Source organism: Diaphorobacter nitroreducens, assembly GCF_002214645.1.
Lineage (GTDB): Bacteria > Pseudomonadota > Gammaproteobacteria > Burkholderiales > Burkholderiaceae_C > Diaphorobacter > Diaphorobacter nitroreducens.
This window is the reverse complement of sequence record NZ_CP016278.1, coordinates 3,796,552-3,822,212: the sequence shown is the minus strand read 5'-3', so window position 1 is coordinate 3,822,212 and position 25,661 is coordinate 3,796,552. Positions and strand designations below refer to the sequence as shown.

At 67.9% G+C, this 25,661-nt stretch carries 22 protein-coding genes and 1 pseudogene; 5 read left to right on the top strand and 18 right to left on the bottom strand.

Annotated elements, in window-relative coordinates:
• Positions 1 to 31 precede the first annotated feature (31 nt).
• The 18 genes from ftsW to dapF all read right to left on the bottom strand — a co-directional run bounded on the left by ftsW (position 32) and on the right by dapF (position 21,019).
• Positions 32 to 1,312, bottom strand: a complete 1,281-nt coding sequence (ftsW, locus tag BA022_RS17880) for a putative lipid II flippase FtsW (RefSeq protein WP_015914263.1) — start codon at positions 1,310 to 1,312, stop codon at positions 32 to 34.
• On the bottom strand, positions 1,309 to 3,213 hold the full coding sequence (gene murD / locus BA022_RS17875; RefSeq protein WP_187305988.1) for a UDP-N-acetylmuramoyl-L-alanine--D-glutamate ligase: 1,905 nt from the start codon (positions 3,211 to 3,213) through the stop codon (positions 1,309 to 1,311). The genes ftsW and murD overlap by 4 nt, the downstream gene beginning before the upstream one ends.
• Positions 3,210 to 4,388: a phospho-N-acetylmuramoyl-pentapeptide-transferase gene (gene mraY, locus BA022_RS17870; protein WP_088888341.1), complete on the bottom strand. Its 1,179-nt coding sequence runs from the start codon at positions 4,386 to 4,388 to the stop codon at positions 3,210 to 3,212. Before mraY ends, murD begins: the two co-directional genes overlap by 4 nt.
• Entirely contained in the window at positions 4,379 to 5,827 is a 1,449-nt protein-coding gene (locus BA022_RS17865) for a UDP-N-acetylmuramoyl-tripeptide--D-alanyl-D-alanine ligase (RefSeq protein ID WP_088888340.1), read from the bottom strand. Before BA022_RS17865 ends, mraY begins: the two co-directional genes overlap by 10 nt.
• The gene (locus BA022_RS17860; protein WP_088888339.1) at positions 5,824 to 7,329 is read right to left on the bottom strand and encodes a UDP-N-acetylmuramoyl-L-alanyl-D-glutamate--2,6-diaminopimelate ligase; all 1,506 of its coding nucleotides are present in this window, start codon (positions 7,327 to 7,329) and stop codon (positions 5,824 to 5,826) included. The genes BA022_RS17865 and BA022_RS17860 overlap by 4 nt, the downstream gene beginning before the upstream one ends.
• Positions 7,326 to 9,074, bottom strand: coding sequence for a peptidoglycan D,D-transpeptidase FtsI family protein (locus BA022_RS17855; protein WP_088888338.1), 1,749 nt, complete (start codon positions 9,072 to 9,074; stop codon positions 7,326 to 7,328). Before BA022_RS17855 ends, BA022_RS17860 begins: the two co-directional genes overlap by 4 nt.
• Positions 9,071 to 9,373, bottom strand: coding sequence for a cell division protein FtsL (ftsL, locus tag BA022_RS17850; RefSeq protein WP_088888337.1), 303 nt, complete (start codon positions 9,371 to 9,373; stop codon positions 9,071 to 9,073). The genes BA022_RS17855 and ftsL overlap by 4 nt, the downstream gene beginning before the upstream one ends.
• 109 nt (positions 9,374 to 9,482) lie before the next feature.
• Positions 9,483 to 10,409: a 16S rRNA (cytosine(1402)-N(4))-methyltransferase RsmH gene (gene rsmH, locus BA022_RS17845; protein ID WP_088888336.1), complete on the bottom strand. Its 927-nt coding sequence runs from the start codon at positions 10,407 to 10,409 to the stop codon at positions 9,483 to 9,485.
• Positions 10,410 to 10,418: 9 nt separating this feature from the next.
• Positions 10,419 to 10,847, bottom strand: a complete 429-nt coding sequence (gene mraZ / locus BA022_RS17840; protein ID WP_011806773.1) for a division/cell wall cluster transcriptional repressor MraZ — start codon at positions 10,845 to 10,847, stop codon at positions 10,419 to 10,421.
• Between the two features lie 264 nt (positions 10,848 to 11,111).
• Positions 11,112 to 12,452 (bottom strand): ATP-dependent protease ATPase subunit HslU, encoded by a 1,341-nt coding sequence (gene hslU, locus BA022_RS17835; RefSeq protein ID WP_088888335.1) that lies wholly within the window; start codon positions 12,450 to 12,452, stop codon positions 11,112 to 11,114.
• Positions 12,453 to 12,547: 95 nt separating this feature from the next.
• Positions 12,548 to 13,093, bottom strand: coding sequence for an ATP-dependent protease subunit HslV (gene hslV, locus BA022_RS17830; protein ID WP_088888334.1), 546 nt, complete (start codon positions 13,091 to 13,093; stop codon positions 12,548 to 12,550).
• Between the two features lie 93 nt (positions 13,094 to 13,186).
• The gene (locus BA022_RS17825; protein ID WP_088888333.1) at positions 13,187 to 14,995 is read right to left on the bottom strand and encodes an STAS domain-containing protein; all 1,809 of its coding nucleotides are present in this window, start codon (positions 14,993 to 14,995) and stop codon (positions 13,187 to 13,189) included.
• A 53-nt stretch (positions 14,996 to 15,048) separates the two neighbouring features.
• A complete protein-coding gene (gene dksA, locus BA022_RS19520) occupies positions 15,049 to 15,894 on the bottom strand; it encodes an RNA polymerase-binding protein DksA (protein WP_228403853.1) in 846 nt (281 codons plus the stop codon).
• A gap of 23 nt (positions 15,895 to 15,917) precedes the next feature.
• Positions 15,918 to 16,994 (bottom strand): CobW family GTP-binding protein, encoded by a 1,077-nt coding sequence (locus BA022_RS17815; RefSeq protein ID WP_088888332.1) that lies wholly within the window; start codon positions 16,992 to 16,994, stop codon positions 15,918 to 15,920.
• A 107-nt stretch (positions 16,995 to 17,101) separates the two neighbouring features.
• Positions 17,102 to 18,289, bottom strand: a complete 1,188-nt coding sequence (locus BA022_RS17810) for a class I SAM-dependent rRNA methyltransferase (protein WP_088888331.1) — start codon at positions 18,287 to 18,289, stop codon at positions 17,102 to 17,104.
• Between the two features lie 91 nt (positions 18,290 to 18,380).
• Positions 18,381 to 19,352, bottom strand: coding sequence for a tyrosine recombinase XerC (locus BA022_RS17805; protein ID WP_088888330.1), 972 nt, complete (start codon positions 19,350 to 19,352; stop codon positions 18,381 to 18,383).
• A gap of 99 nt (positions 19,353 to 19,451) precedes the next feature.
• Positions 19,452 to 20,144, bottom strand: coding sequence for a DUF484 family protein (locus BA022_RS17800; protein ID WP_088888329.1), 693 nt, complete (start codon positions 20,142 to 20,144; stop codon positions 19,452 to 19,454).
• A complete protein-coding gene (gene dapF / locus BA022_RS17795; protein WP_088888328.1) occupies positions 20,141 to 21,019 on the bottom strand; it encodes a diaminopimelate epimerase in 879 nt (292 codons plus the stop codon). Before dapF ends, BA022_RS17800 begins: the two co-directional genes overlap by 4 nt.
• Before the next feature lie 194 nt (positions 21,020 to 21,213).
• Here dapF and BA022_RS17790 point away from each other — a divergent pair, with 194 nt between their 5' ends.
• The 5 genes and pseudogenes from BA022_RS17790 to BA022_RS17770 all read left to right on the top strand — a co-directional run bounded on the left by BA022_RS17790 (position 21,214) and on the right by BA022_RS17770 (position 25,635).
• On the top strand, positions 21,214 to 21,411 hold the full coding sequence (locus BA022_RS17790) for a hypothetical protein (RefSeq protein WP_015914278.1): 198 nt from the start codon (positions 21,214 to 21,216) through the stop codon (positions 21,409 to 21,411).
• 83 nt (positions 21,412 to 21,494) lie between these two features.
• Positions 21,495 to 21,695 (top strand): hypothetical protein, encoded by a 201-nt coding sequence (locus BA022_RS17785; protein WP_011806784.1) that lies wholly within the window; start codon positions 21,495 to 21,497, stop codon positions 21,693 to 21,695.
• Positions 21,696 to 21,729: 34 nt separating this feature from the next.
• Entirely contained in the window at positions 21,730 to 23,436 is a 1,707-nt protein-coding gene (locus BA022_RS17780; protein ID WP_088888327.1) for an MBL fold metallo-hydrolase, read from the top strand.
• Positions 23,429 to 24,228 (top strand): annotated as a pseudogene (locus tag BA022_RS17775) (rRNA pseudouridine synthase). Before BA022_RS17780 ends, BA022_RS17775 begins: the two are co-directional and overlap by 8 nt.
• Before the next feature lie 147 nt (positions 24,229 to 24,375).
• Positions 24,376 to 25,635, top strand: a complete 1,260-nt coding sequence (locus BA022_RS17770) for a YjgN family protein (protein WP_088888326.1) — start codon at positions 24,376 to 24,378, stop codon at positions 25,633 to 25,635.
• Positions 25,636 to 25,661 lie beyond the last annotated feature (26 nt).

Below are 25,661 nucleotides of genomic sequence, written 5' to 3'. Positions count from 1 at the left end.
GCCACAAGCCCGAGGTGGTGAATAAGGTTCCTCATGCACGGCCTCCGCGCATGAGCAGCTTGTTTTCGTAATCCACACGCAGGACCACCGCGATGGCGACCAGGTTCATCAGGATGGCCGACCCGCCAAAGCTCATCAGCGGCAGCGTCAGCCCCTTGGTGGGCAGCGCCCCCAGGTTCACTCCCATGTTGATGAAGGCCTGAAAGCCCACCCAGATCGCCACGCCCTGGGCCACGAGGCCCGAGAACACGCGGTCCAGCGCGATGGCCTGGCGGCCGATGTGCATGATGCGCCGCGTCATCCACAGGAAGGCGACGATCAGCGTGAGCACACCCACCAGGCCAAATTCTTCGCCGATCACCGCCAGCAGGAAGTCGGTATGCGCCTCGGGCAGCCAGTGCAGCTTCTCGACGCTGCCACCCAGCCCCACACCGAAGATCTCGCCGCGGCCGATGGCGATCAGCGCATGCGAGAGCTGGTAGCCCTTGCCCAGGGCGTGTTGCTCGCTGAACGGATCGAGGTAGGCAAACACGCGCTCGCGCCGCCAGGGTGAGCTGGCGATCATGATGGCGAAGGCCGCCACCAGCACACCCGCAATCAGGAAGAACATGCGCGCGTTCACGCCCCCCAGGAACAGGATGCCCATGGCGATCACCGCGATCACCATGAAGGCGCCCATGTCGGGCTCTGCCAGCAGCAGCGCACCCACCACCGCCACGGCGGCGGCCATGGGCAGCACGGCGCGAAAGAACCGCTCCTTGACCTCCATCTTGCGCACCATGTAGTCCGAGGCGTAGATCAGCACCGCGAACTTCGCCAGCTCGGACGGCTGGAAGTTCATGAACCCCAGGCTGAGCCAGCGCCGCGCGCCGTTCACCATGGTGCCCACGTGCGGGATCAGCACCGCGATCAACAGCACGATGGAGGCCACGAACAACCACGGCGCCATGCGCTCCCAGGTGTCCATCGATACCTGGAACGCGATCAGTGCCGCGACGAACCCCACGCCGATGGCAATTGCGTGGCGCAGCAGGAAGTGCGTGGGCGCGATGTTGCCAAAGCGCGGGTTGTCCGGCATGGCGATCGAGGCCGAATACACCATCACCACGCTGAAGGCCAGCAGCAGGACCACCACCCACAACAGCGCCTGGTCGAAGCCCAGCACGCGCGCGGGCGTGGCGGCCGTGCGACGGTATTCGGTGCCGCCCACGCGCACGGGCAGGACGTCGGCGTTTGCGGCCGGCGCGGCACCCGCCCAGGCCCGCATGCGCTGCCACAACGAGGGACGGGAAGCGGCGGTCGCGGCGGTCATGCCGTCCCTCCTTCCAGCGTCTGGCCGGCGTCTTCGGCCAGCGCCTGCACGGCTTCGCAGAAAACGCGAGCGCGGTGCGCGTAGTTGTCGAACATGTCCAGGCTGGCGCAGGCGGGCGACAGCAGCACGGCGTCGCCCACATGGGCGCGCTGTGTGGCCAACTGCACGGCCTCGGGCAGCGTGGCGGCGTCCTGCAGCGGCACGCCGCAGCCCTGCAGCGCGGCGCGGATCTGCGGCGCGTCGCGCCCGATCAACACCACCGCGCGCGCATAGCGCGCCACGGGCGCGGCCAGCGGCGAGAAGTCCTGACCCTTGCCGTCGCCACCCAGGATCACCACCAGGCGCCGGTCGGCGCCCAGCCCGGTCAGCGCAGCCACCGTGGCGCCCACGTTGGTGCCCTTGCTGTCGTCGAAGTACTCCACCTCGCGCACGATGCCCACGGGTTCCACGCGGTGCGGCTCACCGCGGTATTCGCGCAGGCCGTAGAGCATGGGCGCGAGCGGGCACCCCGCAGCCTGGGCCAACGCCAGCGCAGCCAGAGCATTGATGGCGTTGTGCCGCCCGCGGATGCGCAGCGCGTCGGCGGGCATCAGGCGCTGGATGTGCAGCTCGGCGTCCTGCGCCTTGCCGCGCTTGGCCGTTTCGTCTGCCTCGTGTGCACGCACCAGCCAGGCCATGCCGCTGACCACCTCGATGCCGAAGTCCCCCGGGCGCTGCGGCATGTCGCCACCGAAGGTCACGTGTGCGCGCAACTGGGGCTTTTGCAGCTTCACGCGCACTGGCGGCGGCAGCAGGGCCATGACTTCCGCGTCCTCGCGGTTGAGCACCATGAGGCCGGTTTCGCCGAAGATGCGCCCCTTGGCCTGTGCGTAGGCCTGCAGGCTGCCGTGCCAGTCCAGGTGGTCCTGCGTGATGTTGAGCACGGCCGCGGCTGTGGGCTCGAAGCCCTGCACGCCATCGAGCTGAAAGCTCGACAGCTCCAGCACCCACACCTCGGGCAGCGTGCCCGCGTCGATGTGCTGCGCCAGCGTATCCAGCAGCGTGGGGCCGATGTTGCCGGCCACCGCCACGCGCTTGTCCGCGCACTCCACCAGCAGCCCCGTGAGCGAGGTCACGGTGGTCTTGCCATTGGTGCCGGTGATGGCCAGCACAGCGGGCGCGTAGCCCTGACCGGCGCGCAGCTCGCGCAGCGCCTGCGCATATAAGCCCAATTCGCCTTCCACGCTTATCTGGCGAGCGCGAGCAGCTATAACAACAGGAGCAATCTCATTCGGACTCAGACCTGGCGAGCGGTATACCGCGTGCAGCGCGCGCCCCTGCACCAGGGTCTCATCGAAGGCGCCGGCGACGAACTCCACCTGCGGCAGTTCTGCGCGCAGCACCGCCAGCTGCGGCGGACTGCTGCGCGTGTCGGCCACGGTGACCTGCGCACCACAGCGCACACACCAGCGCGCCATGGCCAGGCCCGAGGCGCCCAGACCCAGCACCAGCACCTGCTTGCCGGCAAGCGCGGGCGGCGCCTGCGGGGCCTCCTCGGACGCGACGGCAGGCTCCTCAACGGCGTGGTCCGCAGCCGGAGAAACGGGTGTGTCTTCAGCAGACGCGCCAGCGCCACCGTCCGCCGGAGCCGCGTCGGCAAAGATGCGCGCCACGAACTCGGCCGCGGCGGCCGCGGCTGACACCGCGGGTGCGGTGTAGTCATAGCGCGCCGCTGCATCTTGCGCGGGCGCTGGCAAGGGCGATAGATCCTGCGGCGGACTGTCGTGCGCCGCATCCTCCAGCAACGCGTCGTCCCGCTCTCCGGGCGTGGGCGTGGGCGTGGACGGGGGCGCCGGGGGCACAGTCGTCGCTGCGGCGCCGAGTGCGTCGGGGTGCAGGGGATCGTGGTGGCCAGTGTTCATCGCAGCTTCAGCGTGGTCAGACCCACGAGGCACAACAGCATGGTGATGATCCAAAAGCGCACGACGACCTGCGTCTCCTTCCAGCCGCTCTTCTCAAAGTGGTGGTGCAGCGGCGCCATCTTGAGGAGGCGCCGGCCCTCGCCATACTTGCGCTTGGTGTACTTGAACCAGGTCACCTGCAGCATCACCGACAGCGCTTCCACCACGAAGATGCCGCCCATGATGGCCAGCACGATCTCCTGGCGCACGATGACCGCGATCGTGCCCAACGCAGCGCCCAAAGCCAGCGCGCCGACGTCGCCCATGAAGACCTGGGCCGGGTGGGTGTTGAACCACAGGAAGGCGAGGCCCGCGCCCGCCATGGCGGCGCAGAAGATCAACAGCTCGCCCGAGCCGGCGATATAAGGGAACAGCAGGTATTTCGCATAGCCCGCGTTACCGGTCACGTAGGCGAAGATCCCCAGCGAGGCGCCCACCATGATCACGGGCATGATGGCCAGGCCATCCAGGCCGTCGGTCAGGTTCACGGCGTTGCTGGAGCCCACGATCACCAGGTAGGTCAGGATCACGAAGCCCAGCACCCCCAGCGGGTAGCTCACTTCCTTGAAGAACGGCACCAGCAGGCCGGCCTTGGGCGGCAGGTCCATCGAAAAGCCGGACTGCACCCAGGTGATGAACAGTTCGAACACACGCGTGTTGGAGTTCTCGGAAATGCTGAACACCAGGTACAGCGCGGCCAGCAGGCCGATCACCGATTGCCAGAAATACTTCTCGCGCGAACGCATGCCCTCGGGATCCTTGTTGACCACCTTGCGCCAGTCGTCCACCCAGCCAATGGCGCCAAACCCCAGCGTCACGGCCAGCACGATCCACACGAAACGATTCGACAGGTCGAACCACAGCAGCGTGGAGATGGCAATGGAGCCCAGAATTAACACGCCGCCCATGGTGGGCGTGCCGCTCTTGGACAGGTGCGTCTGCATGGCGTAGCCGCGGATCGGTTGGCCGATCTTGAGCGAGGTCAGCATACGGATGACCTTCGGCCCCGCGATCAGGCCGATGAGCAGCGCCGTCAGCGCCGCCATCACCGCCCGCAGCGTGAGGTACTGGAACACCCGCAGAAAGCTCAGCTCGGGCGACAGGCCTTGCAGCCATTGGGTCAGCATCAGCAGCATGCGGCTCCCCCTTGCGCGGCAGCGCCTGCGGCGCCGTCCTCATGCAGTGCCTGCAGCGCCTGCACGACCTGTTCCATCTTCATGAATCGCGATCCCTTCACCAGCACGCTGCCCACCGTGGGCAGGGCCTGCCCCACTGCGGCCTGCAGCGTGGCCATGTCCTTGAAATGGCGTGCGGCCGTCCCACAGGCCTGCACGGCGTGGGCGCTTAGGTCGCCCAGCGCAAACAGCTGCTCGATGCCGCGCGCACGGGCGTGCGCACCGGCCTCGGCGTGGAACTGCGACCCCTGGTCGCCCACCTCGCCCATGTCTCCCAGCACCAGTAGGCGCGGGCCAGGCAGTGCGGCCAACACCTCGATGGCCGCGTGCACCGAGTCGGGGTTGGCGTTGTAGCTGTCGTCCACCACCGTGATGGAACGTCCCCCGCAACGCACGGCCAGTGCGCGCGAGCGCCCGTTGACCGGCGCGAAAGCCGCCAGCCCTTGCGCAATGCCCGCCAGAGGCACCCCCGCCGCCAGCGCGCAGGCCGTGGCGGCCAGGGCATTGGTGACGTTGTGGCGCCCTGCGATGGCCAGCCGCGTATCGAACGCGCCGTTGGGGGTGTCAATGCGCACCTGCCATGCGCCGTCGCCCCATTGCGCTGCGGCGCAGCGCACCTCGCCCGCGGCCTCGCCAAAGGTCAGGCAGTGCCGCGTGCCGGCCAGCTCGCGCCACAAGGGCGTGAAGGCATCTGCCGCCGGGAACACAGCCGTGCCATCAGCCGGCAGGGCAGACAGCACGCTGCCGTTCTCGCGCGCCACGGCCTCGACCGTGTGCATGAATTCCAGGTGCTCGCGCTGGGCGTTGTTGACCAGGGCCACGGTGGGCCGGGCAATGTCCGCCAGATTCGCGATCTCGCCGGGATGGTTCATGCCCAACTCGACCACCGCAGCCTCATGGCCCGGCCGCAGGCGCAGCAGCGTGAGGGGTACGCCCACGTCGTTATTGAAGTTGCCCTGCGTGGCCAGCGCGGCGTCGCCTTTCCAGGCCCGCAGCACCGCCGCGATCATTTGCGTGACCGTGGTCTTGCCGTTGCTGCCGGTCACGGCGATCAGCGGCAGGTCCTGCTGCGCGCGCCAGCCAGCGGCCAGCGCACCCAGGGCGGCCAGGGTGTCGGGAACCTCGATGCCGGGCAGGCCGGCGTCGGCCAGGCCCGCATGCGCAATGGCCGCCGCGGCGCCGGCCGTTCGCGCTTGGGACAGAAACTGGTGCGCATCGAAACGCTCACCCTTGAGCGCCACGAACAGGTCACCTGCGGCCAGCGTGCGGGTATCGGTGTGCACGCGCGCGAGCGGCGTGGCACCTTCGCCGATCAGTCGCGCACCAGGAATGCGGGCGCGCAGCAGATCAAACGCCTGTTGCAGCGTCATCATGGGGGAGTTGTTCTGGTGGTGGCTCATGCCACGCCTCCTCGGCGCGCGAGCGCTGCACGTGCGTGCGCCATGTCGGAGAACGGCACACGCTGGCCCGCCGTCTCCTGGTAGTCCTCATGGCCCTTGCCGGCAATCAGCACCACATCGTTGGCGCCGGCATCGGCCAGCGCTTGCGCGATGGCCGCGGCACGGTCGACCTTGGCACGCACGCTGGTGCCTGCAATCGTGCCCAGCAGGATCTGGTGGATGATGGATTGCGGCTCCTCACCCCGCGGGTTATCGCTGGTGACGATGACCTCGTCGGCCTCGCGCTGTGCCACGGCTCCCATCAGCGGGCGCTTGCCGGCGTCGCGGTTGCCACCGCAGCCGAACACGCACCACAGCCGCCCTCCGCGCTGCGCCGCCACGGGCTTGAGCGCGGCCAGCGCCTGGTGCAGCGCATCGGGCGTGTGGGCATAGTCCACAGCCACCAGCGGCTGGCCAGCGGCCGCCAACTGCTCCATGCGTCCGGGCACGGGCCGCAGGCGCGCACAGGCCTGGAGCGCCTGCGCCAGGGGCACCCCCAGCGCACGCATGCCTGCAATCACGCCCAACAGGTTGGACACGTTGTACAGGCCGATGACCTGCGTTTGCAGCACCTCGGTATGCGCGCCTTCGGCCACCGTGAAGGCCAGGCCGGCACCCGTGTGCACGATGTGCTTGGCCTGCAGGCGGGCGGGGCCCTGCAGGGAGACGCTCCACAGATCCAGGTCACTGCCCTGCAGCTCGGCATGCAGAGCGGCGCCCTGCGGGTCGTCCACATTCACCACAGATGCGCGCAGCCCCGGCCAGTCGAACAGTGCGCGCTTGGCCTGCCAGTAGGCGGCCATGCCCGGGTGGTAGTCCAGGTGGTCCTGCGTGAAGTTGGTGAACAGCGCCACGTGAATGCGTGTGCCGTCCAGGCGGTGCTCGGCCAGGCCGATAGACGATGCCTCGATGGCGCAGGCACGGTGGCCCGCGTCCGCAAACTGCGCGAAGGCGCGCTGCAGGCGCACGGGGTCGGGGGTCGTCATGCCCGTGGTCTGCAACGCTGGCGGCACGCCCATGCCCAAAGTACCCACCAGCGCGCATCCAGCAAGCGCTGACAGCTCTTCTTTTGATAGCTGATTGAGCGCATCCGCCAGCCACCAGGCCGTGCTGGTCTTGCCGTTGGTGCCGGTCACGGCCAACACCTGCAGGCGCTGGGTGGGGTGGCCGAACCATTCGGAAGCAATCATGCCGGTCGCGGCCTTGAGGCCGCGCAGGGCCGCGATGTGGTCTCCCGCGAGGGCGAAGGGCTCCACGCCCTCGCACTCCACCAGGCAGGCGGCAGCGCCGCGCGCCACGGCGTCGCCCACGTGGGCGCGCCCGTCCGTAGCCGCGCCGGGCCACGCGATGAACCCATCGCCCGGCTGGATCAGGCGGCTGTCCGTCTGCAGCGTGCCCGTGACGCGCTGGCGCAGCCAGTCCACGGCCTCCTGCAGGGTGGTGAGCGTGTGCAGTGCGTTCACAGCGATTCCTCCACACCGTTGGAGACGATGAGCGGCTTGACAGCCATGTCGGGCGCCACGCCCATCATGCGCAGGGTCTGCTGCACCACTTCACTGAACACTGGTGCCGCAACCGCACCGCCGTAGATCACGCCGTTGCTGGGCTCGTCGACCATCACGGCCACGATGATGCGCGGGTGGTCGATGGGCGCAAGCCCGGTGAACCAGGCGCGGTACTTGCCCGAGGCGTAGCTCTTGCCCACCTGTTTGCGCGCCGTGCCGGACTTGCCGCCCACGGAATAGCCCACCGTCTGCGCCTTCTGGCCCGTGCCGCCGGGCCCCGCGGCCATCTGCAGCATCTTGCGCACCTGGTTGGCGGTGCGTTCGGAGAACACGGGCACGCCCACGGGCGCTTCGTGGGTCTTCAGCATGGTGGCGGGAATCACCTTGCCGCCGTTGGAAAACACGGTATAGGAGCGCGCCATCTGGAACAGGCTGGCCGACAGCCCGTAGCCGTAGGACATGGTGGCCTGCTCGATAGGCCGCCAGCTTTTGTAGGGGCGCAGCCGCCCGCTCGCCACCCCCGGAAAGGCGATCTGCGGCTTTTGCCCGAAGCCGACGGCAGAGAAGGTTTCCCACATTTCCTGCGCCGGCAGCTGCATCGCGATCTTCGTGGTACCCACGTTGCTGGACTTCTGGATCACGCCCTCCACGGTCAACAGCCCGTAGTTGTGCGTGTCGCTGATCGTCGAGCCGGTGATGGTCAGGCGGCCTGGCGTGGTGTCCACGCTGGTTTCGGGCTTGAAGCGGCCGCTCTCCAGCGCCAGCCCCACCGTGATGGGCTTGATGGTGGAGCCGGGTTCGAACACGTCGGTGAGCGCGCGGTTGCGCAGTTGCTCGCCCGTCAGGTTCTGGCGCTTGTCGGGCACATAGCTGGGGTAGTTGGCCAAGGCCAGCACCTCGCCCGTGCGCGCATCCAGCACCACCACGCTGCCGGCCTTGGCCTTGTGCGCCTGCACGGTGTCGCGCAGCTTCTGGTAGGCGAAGAACTGCACCTTGCTGTCGATGGACAGCTGCATGTCCTTGCCATCCACGGGCGGCACCTCGGCGCCTACGCCCTCCACCACGCGGCCCAGGCGATCTTTGATGACGCGGCGCGACCCTGGCTTGCCCGCCAGATCCTTGTCGAAGGCCAGCTCCATGCCTTCCTGACCATGGTCTTCCACGTTCGTGAAGCCCACCACGTGCGCGGCGGCTTCGCCCTCGGGATACTGGCGCTTGTATTCCTTGCGCAGGTAGATGCCCTTCAGCCCCAGGGCGGTGATCTGCTGGCCCACGTCCCAGTCGAGCTGGCGCTTGATCCAGACGAAGGTCTTGTCCTCGTCGGCCAGCTTGCCCTGCAGCGTGGACAGCGGCATGTCCATGAGACGCGCCAGGTCCTTGAGCTTGGCGCGCACCTCGGGTTTGGCCATTTCCACATCTTCAGGGATGGCCCAGATGCTGGCCGCCGGAACGCTGGAAGCGAGGATCAGGCCATTGCGGTCGAGGATGCGGCCCCGGTTGGCCGGCAGCTCCAGCGTGCGCGCAAAGCGCACCTCGCCCTGACGCTGAAAGAAGTCGTTGCCGATCACCTGCACGTAGGCGGCGCGCCCCGCCAGGCCCACGAAACCCAGCGCCACCAGGGCGACGATGAACTTGCTGCGCCAGACAGGTGTCTTGCTGGCCAGCAGAGGGCTGGAGGTGTAGTTGACGCTGCGGCTGCTCACGGCGCGCGCCCCTCGCCGGCTGGCACGACGACGTTACCGCCGTCGGTCACGTATTCGGTAATGGCCGGCGTGGCGGTACGCATCTGCAGCCGGTCGCGCGCCAGGCGCTCCACGCGCAGCGGCGTGGCCTGCGCGCGCTTTTCCACCTGCAGACGCTGGTGCTCGGTCTCCAGGCGGCGCGACTCAGCCACCGCGCGATCGAGTTCGGTGAACAGCCTTCGCGACTGGTATTGCGTATGCACGAGGTATAGCGCGCTGGCCATCACCGCCAGCAGCAGCACAAGGCTGATGCGCGTCATCGCCCGCCTCCCGTGTGCCCTGCAACGCTCGAAGGACTGTGCCGCGGAGCGAGCGCGCCCCGCGCATGCGCGTGCAGCGGCGTGGCGACATGGCACATCCGCGCGTCGCTCATGCGGGCACCTCCGTGCGTTCCGCCACGCGCATCACGGCGCTGCGCGCACGCGCGTTGGCGGCCACCTCGTCCGTGCTCGGCTTGATGCGCTCCAGCGCCCTGAGCCGCATCGGCTGGGGCGGCGCGAACGGCGCACGGCGGTCGTAGACCTCCTTGGAGTGCTGTGCGATGAACTGCTTGACGATGCGGTCTTCCAGCGAGTGGAAGCTGATGACCACCAGCCGGCCACCGGGCCGCAGCACGTGCAGGCTGCCCTCTAGCGCCTGCTGCAGCTCCTCAAGCTCGGCGTTGATGAAAATCCGAAGAGCCTGAAATGTGCGCGTTGCAGGGTTCTGGCCCGGCTCGCGGGTCTTGACCGCGCCAGCCACGATGTCGGCCAGTTCGGCGGTGCTTGCAATGGGGCCGCGTTCCGTGCGCCGAGCAACAATCGCCTTTGCAATGGGGCCAGCAAACCGTTCTTCACCGTAGTCACGTATCACCTCCGCAATCTGTGCCGCTTCGGCATCTGCCAGCCACTCGGCCACGCTCTGGCCACGCGTGGTGTCCATGCGCATGTCCAGCGGACCATCGGAACGAAAACTGAACCCGCGCTGGGGGTCGTCGATCTGCGGGGAGCTCACGCCCAGGTCCAGCAGCACACCGGACACGCTGGCGGCGGGCAGTTCCCCGAGATGGCTGAACCCCTGGTGCCGAATGGAAAAGCGCGCATCCGTGATGCGCGCCGCTGCTTGAATGGCTTCGGTGTCCTTGTCGAACGCCACCAGCCGGCCTTGCGGCCCCAACCGCTGCAGGATGAGCCGCGAATGCCCTCCCCTGCCAAAGGTGCCGTCCACGAAGGTGCCCGCAGGCGCATCGCCCTCGCCCAGCAAGGCGTGCACCGCCTCGTCGAGCAGGACCGTGGTGTGTTGCAGGGGCTGGTTCACACGCGGCCCCTAGAAAGAGAAATCCTTGAAGACATCGGGCATCTCGGCCTGCATGGCCGCGGCTTCCTTGGCCTCGTAGGTGGCCTTGTCCCACAGCTCGAAGTGGTTGCCCATGCCCAGCAGGATGGCGTCCTTGGACAGGCCGGCCGCCTCGCGCAATTCGGGCGAGACCAGCACCCGGCCGGTGCCGTCCATCTCCACGTCCATCGCGTTGCCGAGGAAGATGCGCTTCCACCATTGCGCGGACATGGGCAGCTGGGCAATGCGCTCGCGGAACTTCTCCCACTCGGGACGCGGGAAGACCATCAGGCAGCCATCGGGGTGCTTGGTGAGCGTGAGCTGGCCGCCCGCCTGCGCCGTGAGGGCGTCACGATGCCGGGTCGGCACGGACAGCCGCCCCTTTGCATCCAGACTCAGCGATGACGCCCCTTGAAACACCGATGGAACCCCTTGCCCGCTACTGCCGCTTTCCACCCCGAGAGAGGGCGCAAAGGGCACTTTTCACCACTTAATTGCACTTTTTTGCACTGTAGCAGGAAAAGAACACCAGGCAAGAGGCGCCGCAACAAAATTTTGCAATGAAATCAAGGACTTAGCGCCGATTTCCAAGGTGAAAATCAGGCAAATGTCCTTATTGATTAAGCACTTAGCTGCAGGTATGCAAGTGGTTTATGAAGGCTTGACGCCCCACGCAACCAGGCATCACAGGATGTATCGGGACAAGTCTTCGTCCTGGCTCAGCGATTGCAGCCGCGCATTCACGTAGCCGGCATCCACCACCACGGTCTGCCCCGACAGGCGCGTGGCGTCATAACTCACCTCGTCCAGCAGCCGCTCCATCACCGTGGACAGGCGGCGCGCGCCGATGTTTTCGGTGCGCTCATTCACCTCGAAGGCAATGTGGGCCAGGCGGGTGATGCCCTCGGGCGTGAAATCCAGGGTGACGCCTTCCGTCTCCAGCAGCGCCTGGTACTGCTTGACCAGCGACGCATGGGTCTGCGTGAGGATGGCCTCGAAGTCCTGCACCGACAGGGAGGTGAGTTCCACGCGGATGGGGAAGCGCCCCTGCAACTCGGGGATCAGGTCGCTCGGCTTGGCGAGGTGGAATGCCCCCGAGGCGATGAACAGGATGTGGTCGGTCTTGACCATGCCGTACTTGGTGGACACTGTGGTGCCCTCCACCAGCGGCAGCAGGTCGCGCTGCACGCCCTGGCGTGAGACGTCGGCGCCGCCGGCCTCCTGGCGCGACGCGACCTTGTCGATCTCGTCGATGAAAACAATACCGTTCTGCTCGGCGTTGGCCAGCGCCCGCGTCTTGACCTCTTCCTCATTGACCAGCTTGGCGGCCTCTTCCTCGACCAGCAGCTTCATGGCCTCGGCGATCTTGAGCTTGCGCGCGCGACGCCGCTCCTGGCCCATCTGGCTGAACATGCCACGCAACTGCTCGGTCATCTCCTCCATGCCGGCCGGGCTCATGATTTCGAACTGCGGCCGCGCATCCGCCAGGTCGATCTCGATCTCCTTGTCATCCAGCTGGCCCTCGCGCAGCTTCTTGCGGAACACCTGGCGCGCCGTGCTGTCACCCGCGGGCTCGCCGGTGCGCGCGGTATCGACGCTGGCGCCGCGCGCCGGAGGAATGAGCACATCCAGGATGCGGTCCTCGGCGGCGTCTTCGGCACGCACGCGCACCTTCTTCATGTCGGCTTCGCGCGTCTGTTTCACGGCCACTTCCACCAGATCGCGGACGATGGAATCCACGTCCTTGCCCACGTAGCCCACCTCGGTGAACTTGGTGGCCTCGACCTTGATGAACGGCGCGTCCGCCAGGCGCGCCAGGCGCCGCGCGATCTCGGTCTTGCCCACGCCCGTGGGGCCGATCATGAGGATGTTCTTGGGCGTGATCTCGTGCCGCAGGCTGGCGTCCACCTGCTGGCGGCGCCAGCGGTTGCGCAGTGCAATGGCCACGGCGCGCTTGGCGCCGTTCTGGCCGACGATGTGGCGGTCGAGTTCGGAGACGATTTCCTGGGGAGTCATGGAGGACATGCTGCAGCCTGCCTGTCTTTATGAGTCAAATGAGCCGCTGGCGCTTGATAGACAAGCGCAAACAGCTACAAAAAAGATAGCCCACCACACGACGCCTACAACGTCTCGATGGTGTGGTGCATGTTGGTGTAGATGCACAGCTCGCCCGCGATCTCCAGCGACTTCTTGACGATCTCGGCCGCGGGCAGGTCGGTGTTGCTCAAGAGCGCCTTGGCGGCCGAGTGGGCGTAGGCGCCGCCCGAGCCGATGGCGACGATGCCCTGCTCGGGTTCCAGCACGTCGCCGTTGCCGGTGATGATGAGGGACGCGGAATGGTCCGCTACGGCCAGCATGGCCTCCAGGCGGCGCAGCACGCGGTCGGTACGCCAATCCTTGGTGAGTTCGATGGCCGCGCGCGTCAGTTGGCCATGGTGCTTTTCCAGCTTGGCCTCGAAACGCTCAAACAGCGTGAACGCATCGGCCGTGGCGCCGGCAAAGCCTGCCAGGACCCGCCCCTGGTAGAGCTTGCGCACCTTGCGCGCCGTGCCCTTGACAACGATGTTGCCCAGGGTGACCTGTCCGTCGCCGCCAAGGGCGACCTGGATGCCGTCTGCCGTCTGGCGTCGGACGCTGAGGATGGTGGTGCCGTGGTACTGTTCCATAGCTCGTGCATATGGGGGCGCCACGCCGCCTTGCAAGCACGGCAGAGCACCTTCTCGGCAACGGCCCCGGAGTGGCAAATAGCCGGTGCGGCCTCAGTTCTTGCGGGGCACCACCCAGGCGTGCTCGTTCACGCCGATCACGTTGAAGAACACGGCGACCAACCGGTGCAGGTTGGTGAACTGCACCACATGCCCTTGCGCCTGCTGGGTGGCCGCCCAGTTCAGCACCGAGCCCACGGCAGCGAAATCGATGCGTATCAGCCGGTCGCAGGCCACGTTCAGCGGCACACCGGGGCGCACGAGAGGCTCCAGCGGCTCCAGGACGGAGGCCGCATCCCCCTCGATGTGGCCTTCGAGCGTGGCGGCAGGCCCCTCGTCCACGCCGCCCGGCTGCGACAGCGCGAACCCCGACGCGTACAGCGTGCTGTCGGCCGCCTCGGGCGTGGCCGGTGGCTGCGCACCGTCGTCGCCGCTGTAGCCGCAGCGCGGAGGCACCCACGATGGCGGCGAGACCTCGTAGGTGACGCAGTAGTCCAGCGCGACGAGTTCGAATTCATCGGGCAGCCCCATGAGCCGTAGCGCCGCCATGCGCAGCCGCCACCACTGTGGATCGGCGCCGCGGTCCCCCGACTGGGTGTGGGCCTGCAGGACCCCCTGCAGCGCGGCGGTGCCGACGAAGTGGATCTGCACATCCCGCTCCGCGCAGGCCTCGAACAGCTCGGCCAGCGCGGTGACCGCCGGCAGATCGATCGCGGTCAGCCGCGTCCAGTTCAGGGTCCAGGGCGGCGCGGAACGCGCCAGCGAGGCCTGCAGCGCCGCAATCGATTGCTGCGTGAGGGTGGATTGCGCACTCCAGCTCAGTTCCCTCTGCGGGATGGCGGGTGCACCCACGTCAGGCGTCATGGCCTTCAAACCCAGCTGTTCGGGCAACGAGAACCACAGCGGCGCCGAGCGACCGAAACGAGCGGCATAGTCAATGGCCAGCGCGTCGAAAGGCTCCTGCTGGCCCGTAGCCCGGTACAGGTCAAACAGGGTCATCCAGATGTCATGCTGTTGCTGGGGGTCACTGTGCTGGTGTTGGACCAGCACTTCCTTCAGGCCCGACTCCGCGCCGGCATAGTCGCCATTGGCAAAGCGGATCGCGGCCTCTTCCAGGTCGGGTTCGTGCACGAACTTCTCCGGTTGGGACGGCGCGGGCTGCGGCGCGTCCTCCGCGAGCGGCGGGGGTACGACCACCGGGCTCGCGTCGTGGAACATCGGCTCGACGGCGGGCGCCTTGTCGAGCGTCGGCGGCAGGCTCAGCGGCGCCGTCGGCGCAAAGGCGCGCGCGGGGTCGCCGGCCAGCCCGCTGGAGGCCAGCGCCGCCGCCATGGCCGCGGCCGCAGGCGACGGTTGTCCTGCGATGGGTGCAGCGGCAAAAGCCGCGGCAGCCACCGGTGCGGGTCGCGGCGCGGGGGCTGCGGACGCTGCGGGCAGCGCCGCACCGTCAGGCGCGGGCGCCGCAGGGGTTGGGGCCGGGGTTTCTGCCGACCCTTTGCCCTTCCACCATTGCTGCGACATCTGCGCCTCGATCTCGTCGATCTTCTTGAGCGTGACGGCCCGCTCATCGGGCGAGGTCATGCTGGTCTGGAAGAACGACGTGCGCGCAGTGATGTCTTCAGGGCGCTGGCCGTGCAAGGCCTCGCGCTGGCGCAGCTTGCGCAGTTGATCGAACTCGCGGCGGCGCACGAAATCGTTGCGCCGCTTGCGCTCGATCATCTCCTTGAGCATCTGCTTGCTGTACTGGCTCTCGCGGTCCGCCTCGACCGCATCGAGATCGGACCAGTTGACGGTGGGATTGCGCACGAACCGCACCATCTTGGACAGCAGGCCGCCGGATGTGGTGGTGTCTTCCTTGCTCATGGATGCAAATGGGCGTGCGCAGTGCGGGTGTCTTGCGGCAATCGACCGCTGGATCAGTCGCCAAACATTTTCTGCTTGAGTTCGCGGCGCTGCTGCGCCTCCAGCGACAGCGTGGCCGTGGGGCGTGCCAGCAGGCGGCCTACGCCGATGGGCTCGCCCGTCTCGTCGCAATAACCGTAGTCGCCGGCGTCGATGCGCGCGATGGACTGCTCGATCTTCTTGAGCAGCTTGCGCTCGCGGTCGCGCGTGCGCAGTTCCAGCGCGTGCTCTTCCTCGATCGTCGCGCGGTCGGCCGGATCAGGGACCACCACGGTGTCCTCGCGCAGGTGCTCGGTGGTTTCGCCCGCGTTGTTGTGCATGTCCTGCTTGAGCTGAGCCAGCTTGTGGCGGAAGAACGCCAGCTGCTTCTCATTCATGTACTCGCTCTCGGGCATGGCCAGCACTTCGGCATCCGTCAGGTCTTCGGCAGACTTGGTCTTCCAGTTGTTGGCCAGCTTGGGATCTTTCTTGGCGGCCGCCACAGGGGTTTGCAGGGTCGTAGGCATAGTTTGGGTAAAGCTGGCTTCGGGGGCGCCGGGCGCCGCCGCGGTGGCCTTGGATGGTACGGTCAATTGCCCGGAACCGGAAGGAGAAGGCCGGAGGCGCCGCGCGGTTACCGGCGCGGGTTCGTCGCCCGCGCGCTTGGCCTGGGCCGCAGCCTGGGCTTTGCTGGACTGGGCTTTCACTTCCTGTCTCCTCGCAGTTCGGGCTTTTTCCGCCTGCGTGCGGGGCCCAGGGCCCCTCGTGCAGCACGGTGCGAATGGCACGCGCCCCAGGGGGCGTTTTTGCCGGGGCGCGATTGTATAGACCTGCGCTGGCCGAGCGCAAAACGTTGTGGATACCACACAGGCGTAGTGCACTTTACCGCCAGCCACCACGGGTCTCACACCAGGCACTGCTCCAGCCCCTGTTGCAGGATATCCTGCGGCAGGTCGATGCCGATGAACACCATCTTGCTCTGGCGCGCCTCGCCTTCGGCCCACTGGGGACCCAGGTCGCTGCCCATGAGCTGGTGCACGCCCTGGAAGATCACCTTGCGGTCGGTGCCTTTCATATTCAGCACGCCCTTGTAGCGCAGCATGCGCGGGCCGTAGATATTGACGATGGCGCCCAGGAAGTCCTCCAGCTTGGCCGGATCGAAGGCACGGTCGGCGCGGTAGACAAAGCTCTTGACGTCGTCGTCATGGTGGTGGTGATGCGGGTGCTTGCAGTGCTCGTCATGCTTGTGCTCATGACCATGGTCGTGCTCGTGTTCGCAGTGCCCGTGGTCATGGTCGCAATGGCTGTGGTCGTGCGCGTCTTCTTCCTTCAAGAAGTCCGGGTCGATGTCCAGCTTGGCATTGAGATTGAAGCCACGCAGGTCCAGCACCTCGGCCAGCGGCACATCGCCAAAATGCACCGCGCGGATGGGCGCGCGCGGGTTCATGTGCTTGAGGCGGTGGATCAGGTCGTTCTTTTCCTCCTCGCTCACCAGGTCGGTCTTGGACAGGAAGATCTGGTCGGCAAAGCCCACCTGCCGGCGTGCCTCCTGGCGGTCGTCCAGCTGCTGCTGGGCGTGCTTGGCGTCCACCAAAGTAATGATGGAATCGATGAGATAGGTCTCGGCGATCTCATCGTCCATGAAAAAAGTCTGCGCCACGGGGCCGGGGTCGGCAAGCCCCGTGGTCTCGATCACCACGCGGTCGAACGCCACCAGCCCCTTGCGGCGCTTGGCGGCCAACAGCTGCAGGGTTTCGCGCAGATCCTCCCGGATGGTGCAGCAGATACAGCCGTTGCTCATCTGCAGAATCTGCTCTTTGGATTCGGTCTTGAGGATGTCGGTGTCGATGTTTTCCTCGCCGAACTCGTTTTCGATCACGGCGATCTTCTGGCCGTGCATTTCGGACAGCACGCGCTTGAGCAGCGTGGTCTTGCCGGAGCCGAGGAAGCCGGTGAGGATGGTGACGGGAATCAGGGCCATGGGTCGCTTTCCGTGGAGTGCAAACGCAAAACGGCGGCCTGGACGACCGCCGCATGGGAATCGAATTTCAGTGTACAGAGCCTGTCAAGACCTTCGCGCCCGCAGCGTCATGCCGGCTTGCGCATGATGGCCAGACCCTTGAGGTACTCGCCCTCGGGGAACTCCAGCGTCATCGGGTGGTCGGGCGCGCCGGCCAGGCGCCCCAGCACGTAGCCGTCCACGCCCGCATCCGCACCCGCCGAGGCCACGATCTTGTGAAACAGGTCGGCGCTGATGCCGCCCGAGCAGGAAAAGGTATACAGCACGCCGCCCGGCTCCAGCAGTTGCAGCGCGAGGCGGTTGATGTCCTTGTACGCGCGCGCCGCACGCTCGGCATGCGCCGCCGTGGGGGCGAACTTCGGCGGGTCGAGCACGATGGCGTCAAAGCGCCGCCCTTCGGCCAGGAAGCGGCGCAGGGATCCATTCACGTCGGCATCCAGAAATTCGGCCCGCGCCGCGTCAAACCCGTTCAATTGCACGTGCGCCCGCGCACGCTCCAGCGCGGGGCCGGAAGAATCGATGGACGTGACCTGCCCCGCGCCGCCGGCCAGCGCCGCCACCGTGAAGCCGCCCGTATAGCAATAGCAGTTGAGTACACGCTGCAGGCCCAGGCGCTGCACCGTGCCAAAGAAATGGTGCCGGCTGTCGCGCTGGTCGAGGTAGAAGCCCGTCTTGTGCCCTTCGGCAATATCGAGCGTGAGCCGCCAGCGATGCTCGCGGATCGTCAGCTCCTGCGGCCCCTGCCCGCGCAGCCAGCCGGTGGCCGGCGCCAGGCCTTCCAACTGGCGCACGCTGGCGTCGGAGCGCTCGTACAGGCGCGACAGGCCTGTCGCCTGAAGCAACGCATCGGCGATGACGGCCTTCCAGCGCTCCGTGCCCGCGCTGGTGAACTGGGCCACCAGCGTGTCCTCGTAGCGGTCCACGATCAGCCCCGGCAGCCCATCGGATTCGCCATGGACCAGCCGCACGCCATTGCTCTCAATAGAAAAACGGCCTCTAGCGCTTATGGATCGGGCGCAAGCAGCTATAAAAAAAGAAGCATCGATGCGCTGCTTCTCGTCAAAGCTCCACACCCGGGCACGGATGCGCGACTGGGGGCTGAACGCCGCCCAGGCAAGAAACTGGCCCTCCGCCGACTCCACCCGCACCGTCTCGCCGCTGTCGCCGCCGCCCTTGGCGATGGCACCTTCAAAAATCCAGGGATGGCGGCGCTGCAGCGAACGCTCCTTGCCGGGTTTCAGTCGAATGGTTTTCATCCCTGGATTGTGCGCGCGCGGGTGAGCGCTTTTGTCGCACCCGGCCGGACGCAGAGCGTGCGGGACCAGGCTACCGCCCGCCGCCCGCCACCTAGGGCTTGCGCCGTGCGCGCGGGTGCGCCGCGTCGTACACCCGCGCCAGGTGCTGGAAATCCAGCCGCGTGTAGACCTGGGTGGTGGTGATGTTGGCGTGGCCCAGCAGCTCCTGCACGGCGCGCAGGTCGCCGCTGGACTGCAGCAGGTGGCTGGCGAACGAGTGGCGCAGCATGTGCGGGTGCACGGGCGTGGTCAGGCCCGCCACCTGGCTGCGCTGGCGCAGGCGCGACCAGACGGACTGCGCCGTGAGCCGCGCGCCGCGCCGGCCGATGAACAGCGCCGGCTCCAGCCGCGCCGCGCCCGCGGCACCCAACGGCAGCGCGCGCTGCGCCAGCCAGGCCTGCAGCGCCTCGGCCGCGGCGCGGCCCACGGGCACGCTGCGTCGCTTGGAGCCCTTGCCGAAGACATGCGCCTCGCCCGCCTGCAGGTCCACCCAACCGCGCCCCTGCTGGTGCGCGGCGGGGCTGGGCGCCACGTCCAGGCCCACCAGTTCGCCCACACGCAGGCCGCAGCCGTAGAGCAGCTCGACGATGGCCGCGTCGCGCGCCTCCAGCCAGGGGTCGGCGCCCGTCTCTTGGTGCTCGGCCAGGCGCACCGCTTCGTCCACGGGCAGGGCCTTAGGTAGGGGCTTGGGCGCCTTGGGCGCGCGCACGTCCTGCACGGGGTTGTGCGGCACCAGCCCCTGGCGCGCGGCCCAGGTGTAGAACCCCCGCCAGCCCGAGAGGATGAGCGCGATGCCGCGCCCGCTGCGCCCGCTGGCATGCATCTGCGCCACGAAGCGGCGGATGTGCGCGCTGGTCAGGCGCAGCAGCGGCAGATCCACGCCCGCGGCCATGGCGGCCAGGCGCTGCAGGTCCAGCGTGTAGAGCGTGAGGGTACGCGCGGCCAGGCGCTTTTCCACGCGCACATGCTCCAGGTACTGCAACGCCTCAGGCGGCAGGTGCAGGGCAACTGGCGTGTCGTTCATTTGCTACTGAATAAGGAGCTTCTTGCGCTTGATGCGTGGTGATCTCAGGCAAAAAACCTACGCAAACCCTTATCCACTCAGCGCAAGCCGCTCACTTTTTCATCGCATGCGCGACAGTGCCGAGCTGGCCAGCTCGGCCATGCGCGAGAGGAATTCGGTGCCCATGGTGGCCTCGAAGCGGTGCGGGTCGTGCGAGCCCAGCACGATCAGGCCGAAGGCCGGCTGGTCGGCGCTGTCGATCGCGCCTTCGCGCAGCGGCAGCAGCGCCAGCGACTGCACCTCGCCCGCCTGGGGCAGCCAGGCCGTGGCCTCGAAACCCAGGTTGGGCCCGCAGAACGGCATGGTCAGCGACGAGGCGAACAGGCGCAGGTCCTCGCTCACCGGCTGGGTGGCGACGAGGCCCGCGTGCTCGGGCGCGACGTTCCACACCCGCAGCGCGACCTGTGGCACGTCGAACAGCGTGCGCAGGCCGTTCTCCACGGCGCGCGGCAGGCGGGCCGCATCGCGCACGGCGGCCACCTCGCGCGTCCACTGGTGGATCTTCTGAGTGATGGCGGCGTTCTCGGTACCGTGGCGCACCATCTCCATCACGCGGTGTTCCAGGCCCTTGATCTTCTCGCGCAGCATTTCGGCCTGGCGCTCGTGCAGGCTCACGGCGCGCTGGCCGTGGGGGCTGGCGATGGTGACACTGGCCAGCAACTCGGCATGGCGCTCGAAGAAGCCCGGCGTGTTCGCCAGGAAGTGCGCGATGTCGTCTTCGGTGATGGGGGATACGGGAGAGGAAGAGGTCATAAAGCGTCCGGAATGTCGATCTCGCCTTCGAAGACGGTGGTAGCGGGGCCGGTCATGAATACGGGGTCTTGCAAGCCGCCGGCCCAGTCGATGGTGAGCAGGCCGCCCCGCGTGTGCACCTGCACGCGCGCATCCAGCAGCCCCAGGCGGATGCCGGCCACCACGGCGGCGCAGGCGCCCGTGCCGCAGGCCAGCGTCTCGCCCGCGCCGCGCTCGTACACGCGCAGGCGCACTTCACCACGGTTCACGATCTGCAGGTAGCCCGCGTTCACGCGCTGGGGAAAGCGCGGGTGGCTTTCGATCAAGGGGCCGGTCTGCGCCACGGGGGCAGTGTCCACATCGTCGACCAACTGGACGGCGTGCGGGTTGCCCATGGACACTACTGCTACTAATAGCGTAGCTGCTGACGCCTGTCCATCAAGCGCCAGAGGCCATTTTTGGCCCGAACCTTGCGACACGGGCGCGAGGCCCGTGGTGTCGAACGGCACGCGCGCCGGCTCCAGCTCGGGGCGGCCCATGTCCACCGTCACACGGCCGTCGGCGGTCAGGTGCGGGGCGATCACGCCGGCCATGGTCTGCACGCGGATCGTGTCCTGCGCGGTGAGGCCCTTGTCGCGCACATAGCGCGCGAAACAGCGCGCGCCGTTGCCGCACTGCTCCACCTGGCCGCCGTCGGCGTTGTGGATCACGTATTCGAAGTCGATGCCCGCGCCGGGCGAGGGGCGCACGGTGAGGATCTGGTCGGCGCCCACGCCGAAGTGGCGGTCGGCCAGAAAGCGGTACTGCGCGGGCGTGAGCCCCAGGCGTCCCTGCGTCTCGTCGAGCACCACGAAGTCGTTGCCCGCGCCCTGCATCTTGGTGAAGCGGATGTGCATGGCGCGATTATCCGCCGCATGCGCGCGTCGCCTGGGTGCAACCACGGGGAAACCCCGCACGGCTGACATCCGAGTTTTTTGCTCGGCTATTGATTTCGATCAGCCCGCCCCTGGGCTGCATGGGGAGCATCCGGGGTTCCCGCCGCGCCGCCCTGCCGGCCGCGGCGGGCCACGATAACGACAACGGAGGTGCGATGACCCTGACGATGGATGTACTCGACCGGCTGCATGCCGCCGACCCGAATGCCGCGACGGAACTGGTGCAAGACAGCGCCGACGCCGTGGCGCTCATCGAACTGCTGGAGATGCTGTGGAACTGTGGCATTCCGCGCGCGCCGCAGTTGCTGGAGCCCGTGCTCCAGCGGCTGCTGCAGCTGCGTCCCACGGATTGAACACGTCCGCCGCGGGTGCGGTTCGGCCGGCATGGGCAGGTTGTCCCTTTGATCGCCCCCAGAAAAGAGATAGCGAGGCCACCATGACTCTGACCGTTGACGTACTTGACCGGCTGCATGCCGAAGACGTTGCCACCGCCACCCATCTCGTGCAACGCAGCGCCGACGGCGCCGCGCTGATCGAGCTGCTGGAGATGCTCTGGAGCGTGGGCATCCCGCGCGCCAAGCCGCTGATCGGCCCGGTGCTGGAGCGCCTGTCCCAGCTGCGCCCGCTGCAGGGCTGATGGCGGGCGGCGTGCGCCTGCCGATAATGCGCCGATGCCACGCCTGAGCCAACAACTACACCCCCACCGCGAGCCGGTCACCCCCCTTCACGCGGCCACCGTGCTGCTGCTGCGCGATGCGCCCCAACCCGGCGGCGGCAGCACGCTGCAGGTGCTGATGACGCGCCGCTCGGACAAGGCCAGCTTCGTGCCCGGCGCCTACGTGTTCCCCGGCGGCGGCATCGAGACGCAGGACGCCGACCCCGCCACCCACGCCCTGGCCGACCACCGCCCGGCGCAGACCGCCGCGCGCCTGACCGACGCGCTGGCCGCCATCCGCGAAAGCTTCGAGGAGCTGGGCGTGCTGCTGGCGCGCCACGGCGACGGCCGCTGGGCCGGGGCCGACGACATCGCCGCCATCGCACGCCAAGCACCGGCCGGCACCACGTTCGCCGCGCAATGCGCCGCGCGCGGCCTGCGCCTGGCGGCCGACCGCGTGTACTGGCTGGCCCACTGGACGGCCGACCGCAATTTACCGAAGCGCTTCGCCGTGCCCTTTCTCGTCGCGCGCATGCCCGAGGGGCAGGAGCCCGTGGCCGACGAGTCCGAGCAGTTCGAGCCCGTGTGGGTAAGCCCGGCCGACGCGCTGGCGCGCCACGAGGCGGGGCAGTTCTTCATGATCTTCCCCACCATCCGCACGCTGCAGCGCCTGGCGCAGTTTGCGGACGTGGACGCCGTGCTCGCCGCCGTCGCGCACGAGCAGCCCCTGTGGGTGAGCAGCCCGCGCTCGGGCCTGCTGGGCGGCAAGGAGGCGCGCTTCATGGAGGACGAGGCGCCTTTCGGCGAGCTGGCGCTGGTCACGCCCACGGGCCGCGGCGAGCATGCGCTGGACTGGCAGAGCGAGACGCCCGTGCCGCTGCTGAAGAACGTGCAGCGCCTCACCGCCCCCAACCCCGGCGTGATGACCGGCCCCGGCACCAACAGCTACCTGGTGGGCGACCCGGCCACGGGCTACATCGCCATCGACCCCGGTCCGGCCGACACCGAGCACCTGGACAAGCTCTGGCGCGCCGCGGGCGGGGACATCCGCATGATCGTGTGCACCCATTCGCACCCCGACCACTCACCCGGCGCCGCGCCGCTGCAGGCGATGTGCGTGCGCGGCGGGCGCGCCGCACCGCCCATTCTGGGACTGCCCTCGGCGCCCACGGCGCGTGCAGCCAGCCAATTCACGCCCGATCGCTCGCTACAAGATAATGAGCTGCTCACGCTTGCTGGACAAGGGCCGGACGGCGAAATCACCCATACCCTGCAGGCCATCCACACGCCCGGCCACGCGGCCAACCATCTGTGCCTGCTGCTGCGCGAGGACGGGCTGCTGTTCTCGGGCGACCACATCCTGAACGGCAGCACCACCGTCATCGACCCGCCCGACGGCAACATGGCGGACTACCTGGATTCGCTGGACCGGCTGGACGCGCTGTGCGCCGAGCACGGCGCCGAATTCATCCTGCCCGCGCACGGCTACGTGCTGGGAGGCCCGGAAGATGGGGCGCGCACCGCCATCGCGCGCCTGAAGGCCCACCGCCTGGCGCGCGAAGCCAAGGTGCTGGCCGCCATGCAGGCCCAGCCCGAAGGCAGCATGGACGACTGGGTGCGCCTGGCCTACGACGACGTGCCGCCGCGCATGTGGCCCATCGCGCAGCGCTCGCTGCTCGCGCATGTGGAGCGCATCCGCATGCTGGAGCCCGGCAATGACTGAGTCCAGCCATCCAACGGACGCGGTGCGCCTGTCCAAGCGCGTGGCGCAGCAGTTCCAGTGCTCGCGCACCACGGCAGAGCAGTACATCGAGGGGGATGGGTGTCGGTGGACGGCCAGGTGGTCGAGCTGCCCGGTGCGCGCGTGGCGTCCGCGCAAAGCGTGGTGCTGGCGCCAGACGCCAACCCGATGGAGCTCACCCCCGTCACCCTGCTGCTGCACAAGCCGCCGGGCTACGAGGCGGGGCTGGGCCTGGTCACTGGCGCGACACACGGCGCCCCGGGCGCGCACGGCAGCCGCAGCCAGGGCGCGCCGCAAGCCGTCGCGCTGCTCAACGCGCAGTCGCACCTGCCCGAAGATGCCGCCGGCACGCGCGTGCTGCTGCGCCATTTCAAACAGCTCGAATGCTTCACGCCGCTGCCCACCGAGGCCAGCGGCCTGGTGGTCTACACGCAGGACCGGCGCGTGGCCCGCAAGCTGCAGGAAGACATCGAAACGCTGGAACAGGAGTGCATCGTGGAGGTGGCAGGCCAGATCGCGGACGGCGGCCTGCAAAAGCTCTGCCACGGCCTGAGCTTCAACGGCCGGCCGCTGCCGCCCATCAAGGTCAGCTGGCAAAGCGAGACACGCCTGCGCTTCGCGCTCAAGGGCATCCGCCCCGGCCAGATCCCGGCCATGTGCGAAGCCGTGGGCCTGTCCGTGCGGGCCATCAAGCGCATCCGCATCGGCCGCGTGCCCCTGGCCAAGGTGCCCGAGGGGCAGTGGCGCTACCTGCAGCCGTGGGAGCGGTTCTGAGGTCCGTGGCCCAAGCCTGAATTGCTACTCTAAACATAGCTGCTAGCGCTTTATTGACAACCGATACAGCCATTCTTAACAAGAAGATACAGCACTCCTAGTGCTGCGCTACACTGCGCGCCAACAACCACCAGAGAGGGAAAAACCATGGACGTCCAGGTATCGTCCGAGCGCGCGCGGGCGCGCTCTGGGCTGCGCTCGTCCTTCGAGTCACAGGACATCGAGCCACACACCATGCGCTTCACGGGCAGCGGCGGCGAGTACTTCCGCGTGTGGATCGTGAACGTACTGCTGAGCATTCTGACGCTGGGCCTGTACACCCCCTGGGCGCGGCGGCGTACGGCTCAGTACTTCTACGGCCACACGCTGGTGGCGGGCAGCCCCCTGGAATTCACCGCGCAGCAGCGGCGCATGGTGGTGGGCTTCGTCGTGCTGCTGCTGCTCACGGTGGCCTACCAGTTGGCCGTCAACACGGGGCAGGACACGGCCGTGGGCCTTTTCATCCTCGGCGGCGCGGCCCTGTCGCCGCTGATCTGGGGCAGCGCTATGCGCTTTCGCCTGGCCAACACGCGCTGGCGCGGGCTGCGTCTGCAGTTCGTGGCGAGCTGGCGCGAGGTCTACACCGCAAGCTGGCCCGTGTTCGCTCTGGCACTGGTGTGGCTGGGCGTGTTCTGGGGCCTGCAGTCCCTGGCCCCGGCCGCGGTGGTGAACGAAGAAACCGGCCGCAAGCTGCCCGAGGTCACCGCGCCGCTGATAGGTCTGGTGGCGCTGGGCCTGCTGCTCACGGTGCTGTGCATCATCCGGCTGGAGTTCAACTACCGCAGCCTCCTGGTGCTGCGCTCACGCATCGGCAACGAGGCCGGCCGCTGGAAGCCCGTGTACATGGATTTCGTGAAGCTGTGGCTGGCCACGCTGGCGGTGTTTCTCGTCTCGCTGCTGGTGCTCGTCGCGCTGGTCGCGGGCCTCTTCACGGGCTCGCTCGGACTCGTTTCCAAGCTGGGCAAGGGCGGGATGGGGCTGGGCATCTTCGTGCTGATCATGGCGGCCTTCGTGGGCGCGCTGCTGGCGATGATGCTGGCCACCGCGCCGGCACGCGCCTATCGCGAGGCCGCGCTGTTTCGCCTGACCTGGAGCAACATCGGTGTGAGCCGCATCGCGCGCTTCAAGTGCAACCTCAGCACGGGCGGCTATGTGCTGCTGCGGCTGCGCAACATGCTGCTCACGGTACTGACGCTGGGGTTCTTCCGCCCATTCGCCATGGTGAGCGAATACCGCATGAAGCTCGAATCCGTCACCGTCCATGTCAAGGGCGGCGTGGACCAGGTGGCGGGGCACCTGGGCCGGCAGCAGCCGGGCGGCATCGGCGATGCGCTGGCTGACGCGGCGGGCCTGGACCTTATCGGATGACCGGTCGCCCCAAAACACCTTCGCCC

What these genes read in the sequence shown, in the direction of transcription:
- ftsL (WP_088888337.1), bottom strand. Translation starts at nt 9,373, where the DNA reads ATGACGCGCATCAGCCTTGTGCTGCTGCTGGCGGTGATGGCCAGCGCG.
- BA022_RS17790 (WP_015914278.1), top strand. Translation starts at nt 21,214, where the DNA reads ATGACCCTGACGATGGATGTACTCGACCGGCTGCATGCCGCCGACCCG.
- BA022_RS17770 (WP_088888326.1), top strand. Translation starts at nt 24,376, where the DNA reads ATGGACGTCCAGGTATCGTCCGAGCGCGCGCGGGCGCGCTCTGGGCTG.
- BA022_RS17810 (WP_088888331.1), bottom strand. Translation starts at nt 18,289, where the DNA reads ATGAAAACCATTCGACTGAAACCCGGCAAGGAGCGTTCGCTGCAGCGC.
- BA022_RS17805 (WP_088888330.1), bottom strand. Translation starts at nt 19,352, where the DNA reads ATGAACGACACGCCAGTTGCCCTGCACCTGCCGCCTGAGGCGTTGCAG.
- murD (WP_187305988.1), bottom strand. Translation starts at nt 3,213, where the DNA reads ATGAACACTGGCCACCACGATCCCCTGCACCCCGACGCACTCGGCGCC.
- BA022_RS17785 (WP_011806784.1), top strand. Translation starts at nt 21,495, where the DNA reads ATGACTCTGACCGTTGACGTACTTGACCGGCTGCATGCCGAAGACGTT.
- hslV (WP_088888334.1), bottom strand. Translation starts at nt 13,093, where the DNA reads ATGGAACAGTACCACGGCACCACCATCCTCAGCGTCCGACGCCAGACG.
- BA022_RS17825 (WP_088888333.1), bottom strand. Translation starts at nt 14,995, where the DNA reads ATGAGCAAGGAAGACACCACCACATCCGGCGGCCTGCTGTCCAAGATG.
- dapF (WP_088888328.1), bottom strand. Translation starts at nt 21,019, where the DNA reads ATGCACATCCGCTTCACCAAGATGCAGGGCGCGGGCAACGACTTCGTG.
- BA022_RS17800 (WP_088888329.1), bottom strand. Translation starts at nt 20,144, where the DNA reads ATGACCTCTTCCTCTCCCGTATCCCCCATCACCGAAGACGACATCGCG.
- BA022_RS17865 (WP_088888340.1), bottom strand. Translation starts at nt 5,827, where the DNA reads ATGAGCCACCACCAGAACAACTCCCCCATGATGACGCTGCAACAGGCG.
- hslU (WP_088888335.1), bottom strand. Translation starts at nt 12,452, where the DNA reads ATGTCCTCCATGACTCCCCAGGAAATCGTCTCCGAACTCGACCGCCAC.
- ftsW (WP_015914263.1), bottom strand. Translation starts at nt 1,312, where the DNA reads ATGACCGCCGCGACCGCCGCTTCCCGTCCCTCGTTGTGGCAGCGCATG.
- mraY (WP_088888341.1), bottom strand. Translation starts at nt 4,388, where the DNA reads ATGCTGCTGATGCTGACCCAATGGCTGCAAGGCCTGTCGCCCGAGCTG.
- BA022_RS17815 (WP_088888332.1), bottom strand. Translation starts at nt 16,994, where the DNA reads ATGGCCCTGATTCCCGTCACCATCCTCACCGGCTTCCTCGGCTCCGGC.
- BA022_RS17780 (WP_088888327.1), top strand. Translation starts at nt 21,730, where the DNA reads ATGCCACGCCTGAGCCAACAACTACACCCCCACCGCGAGCCGGTCACC.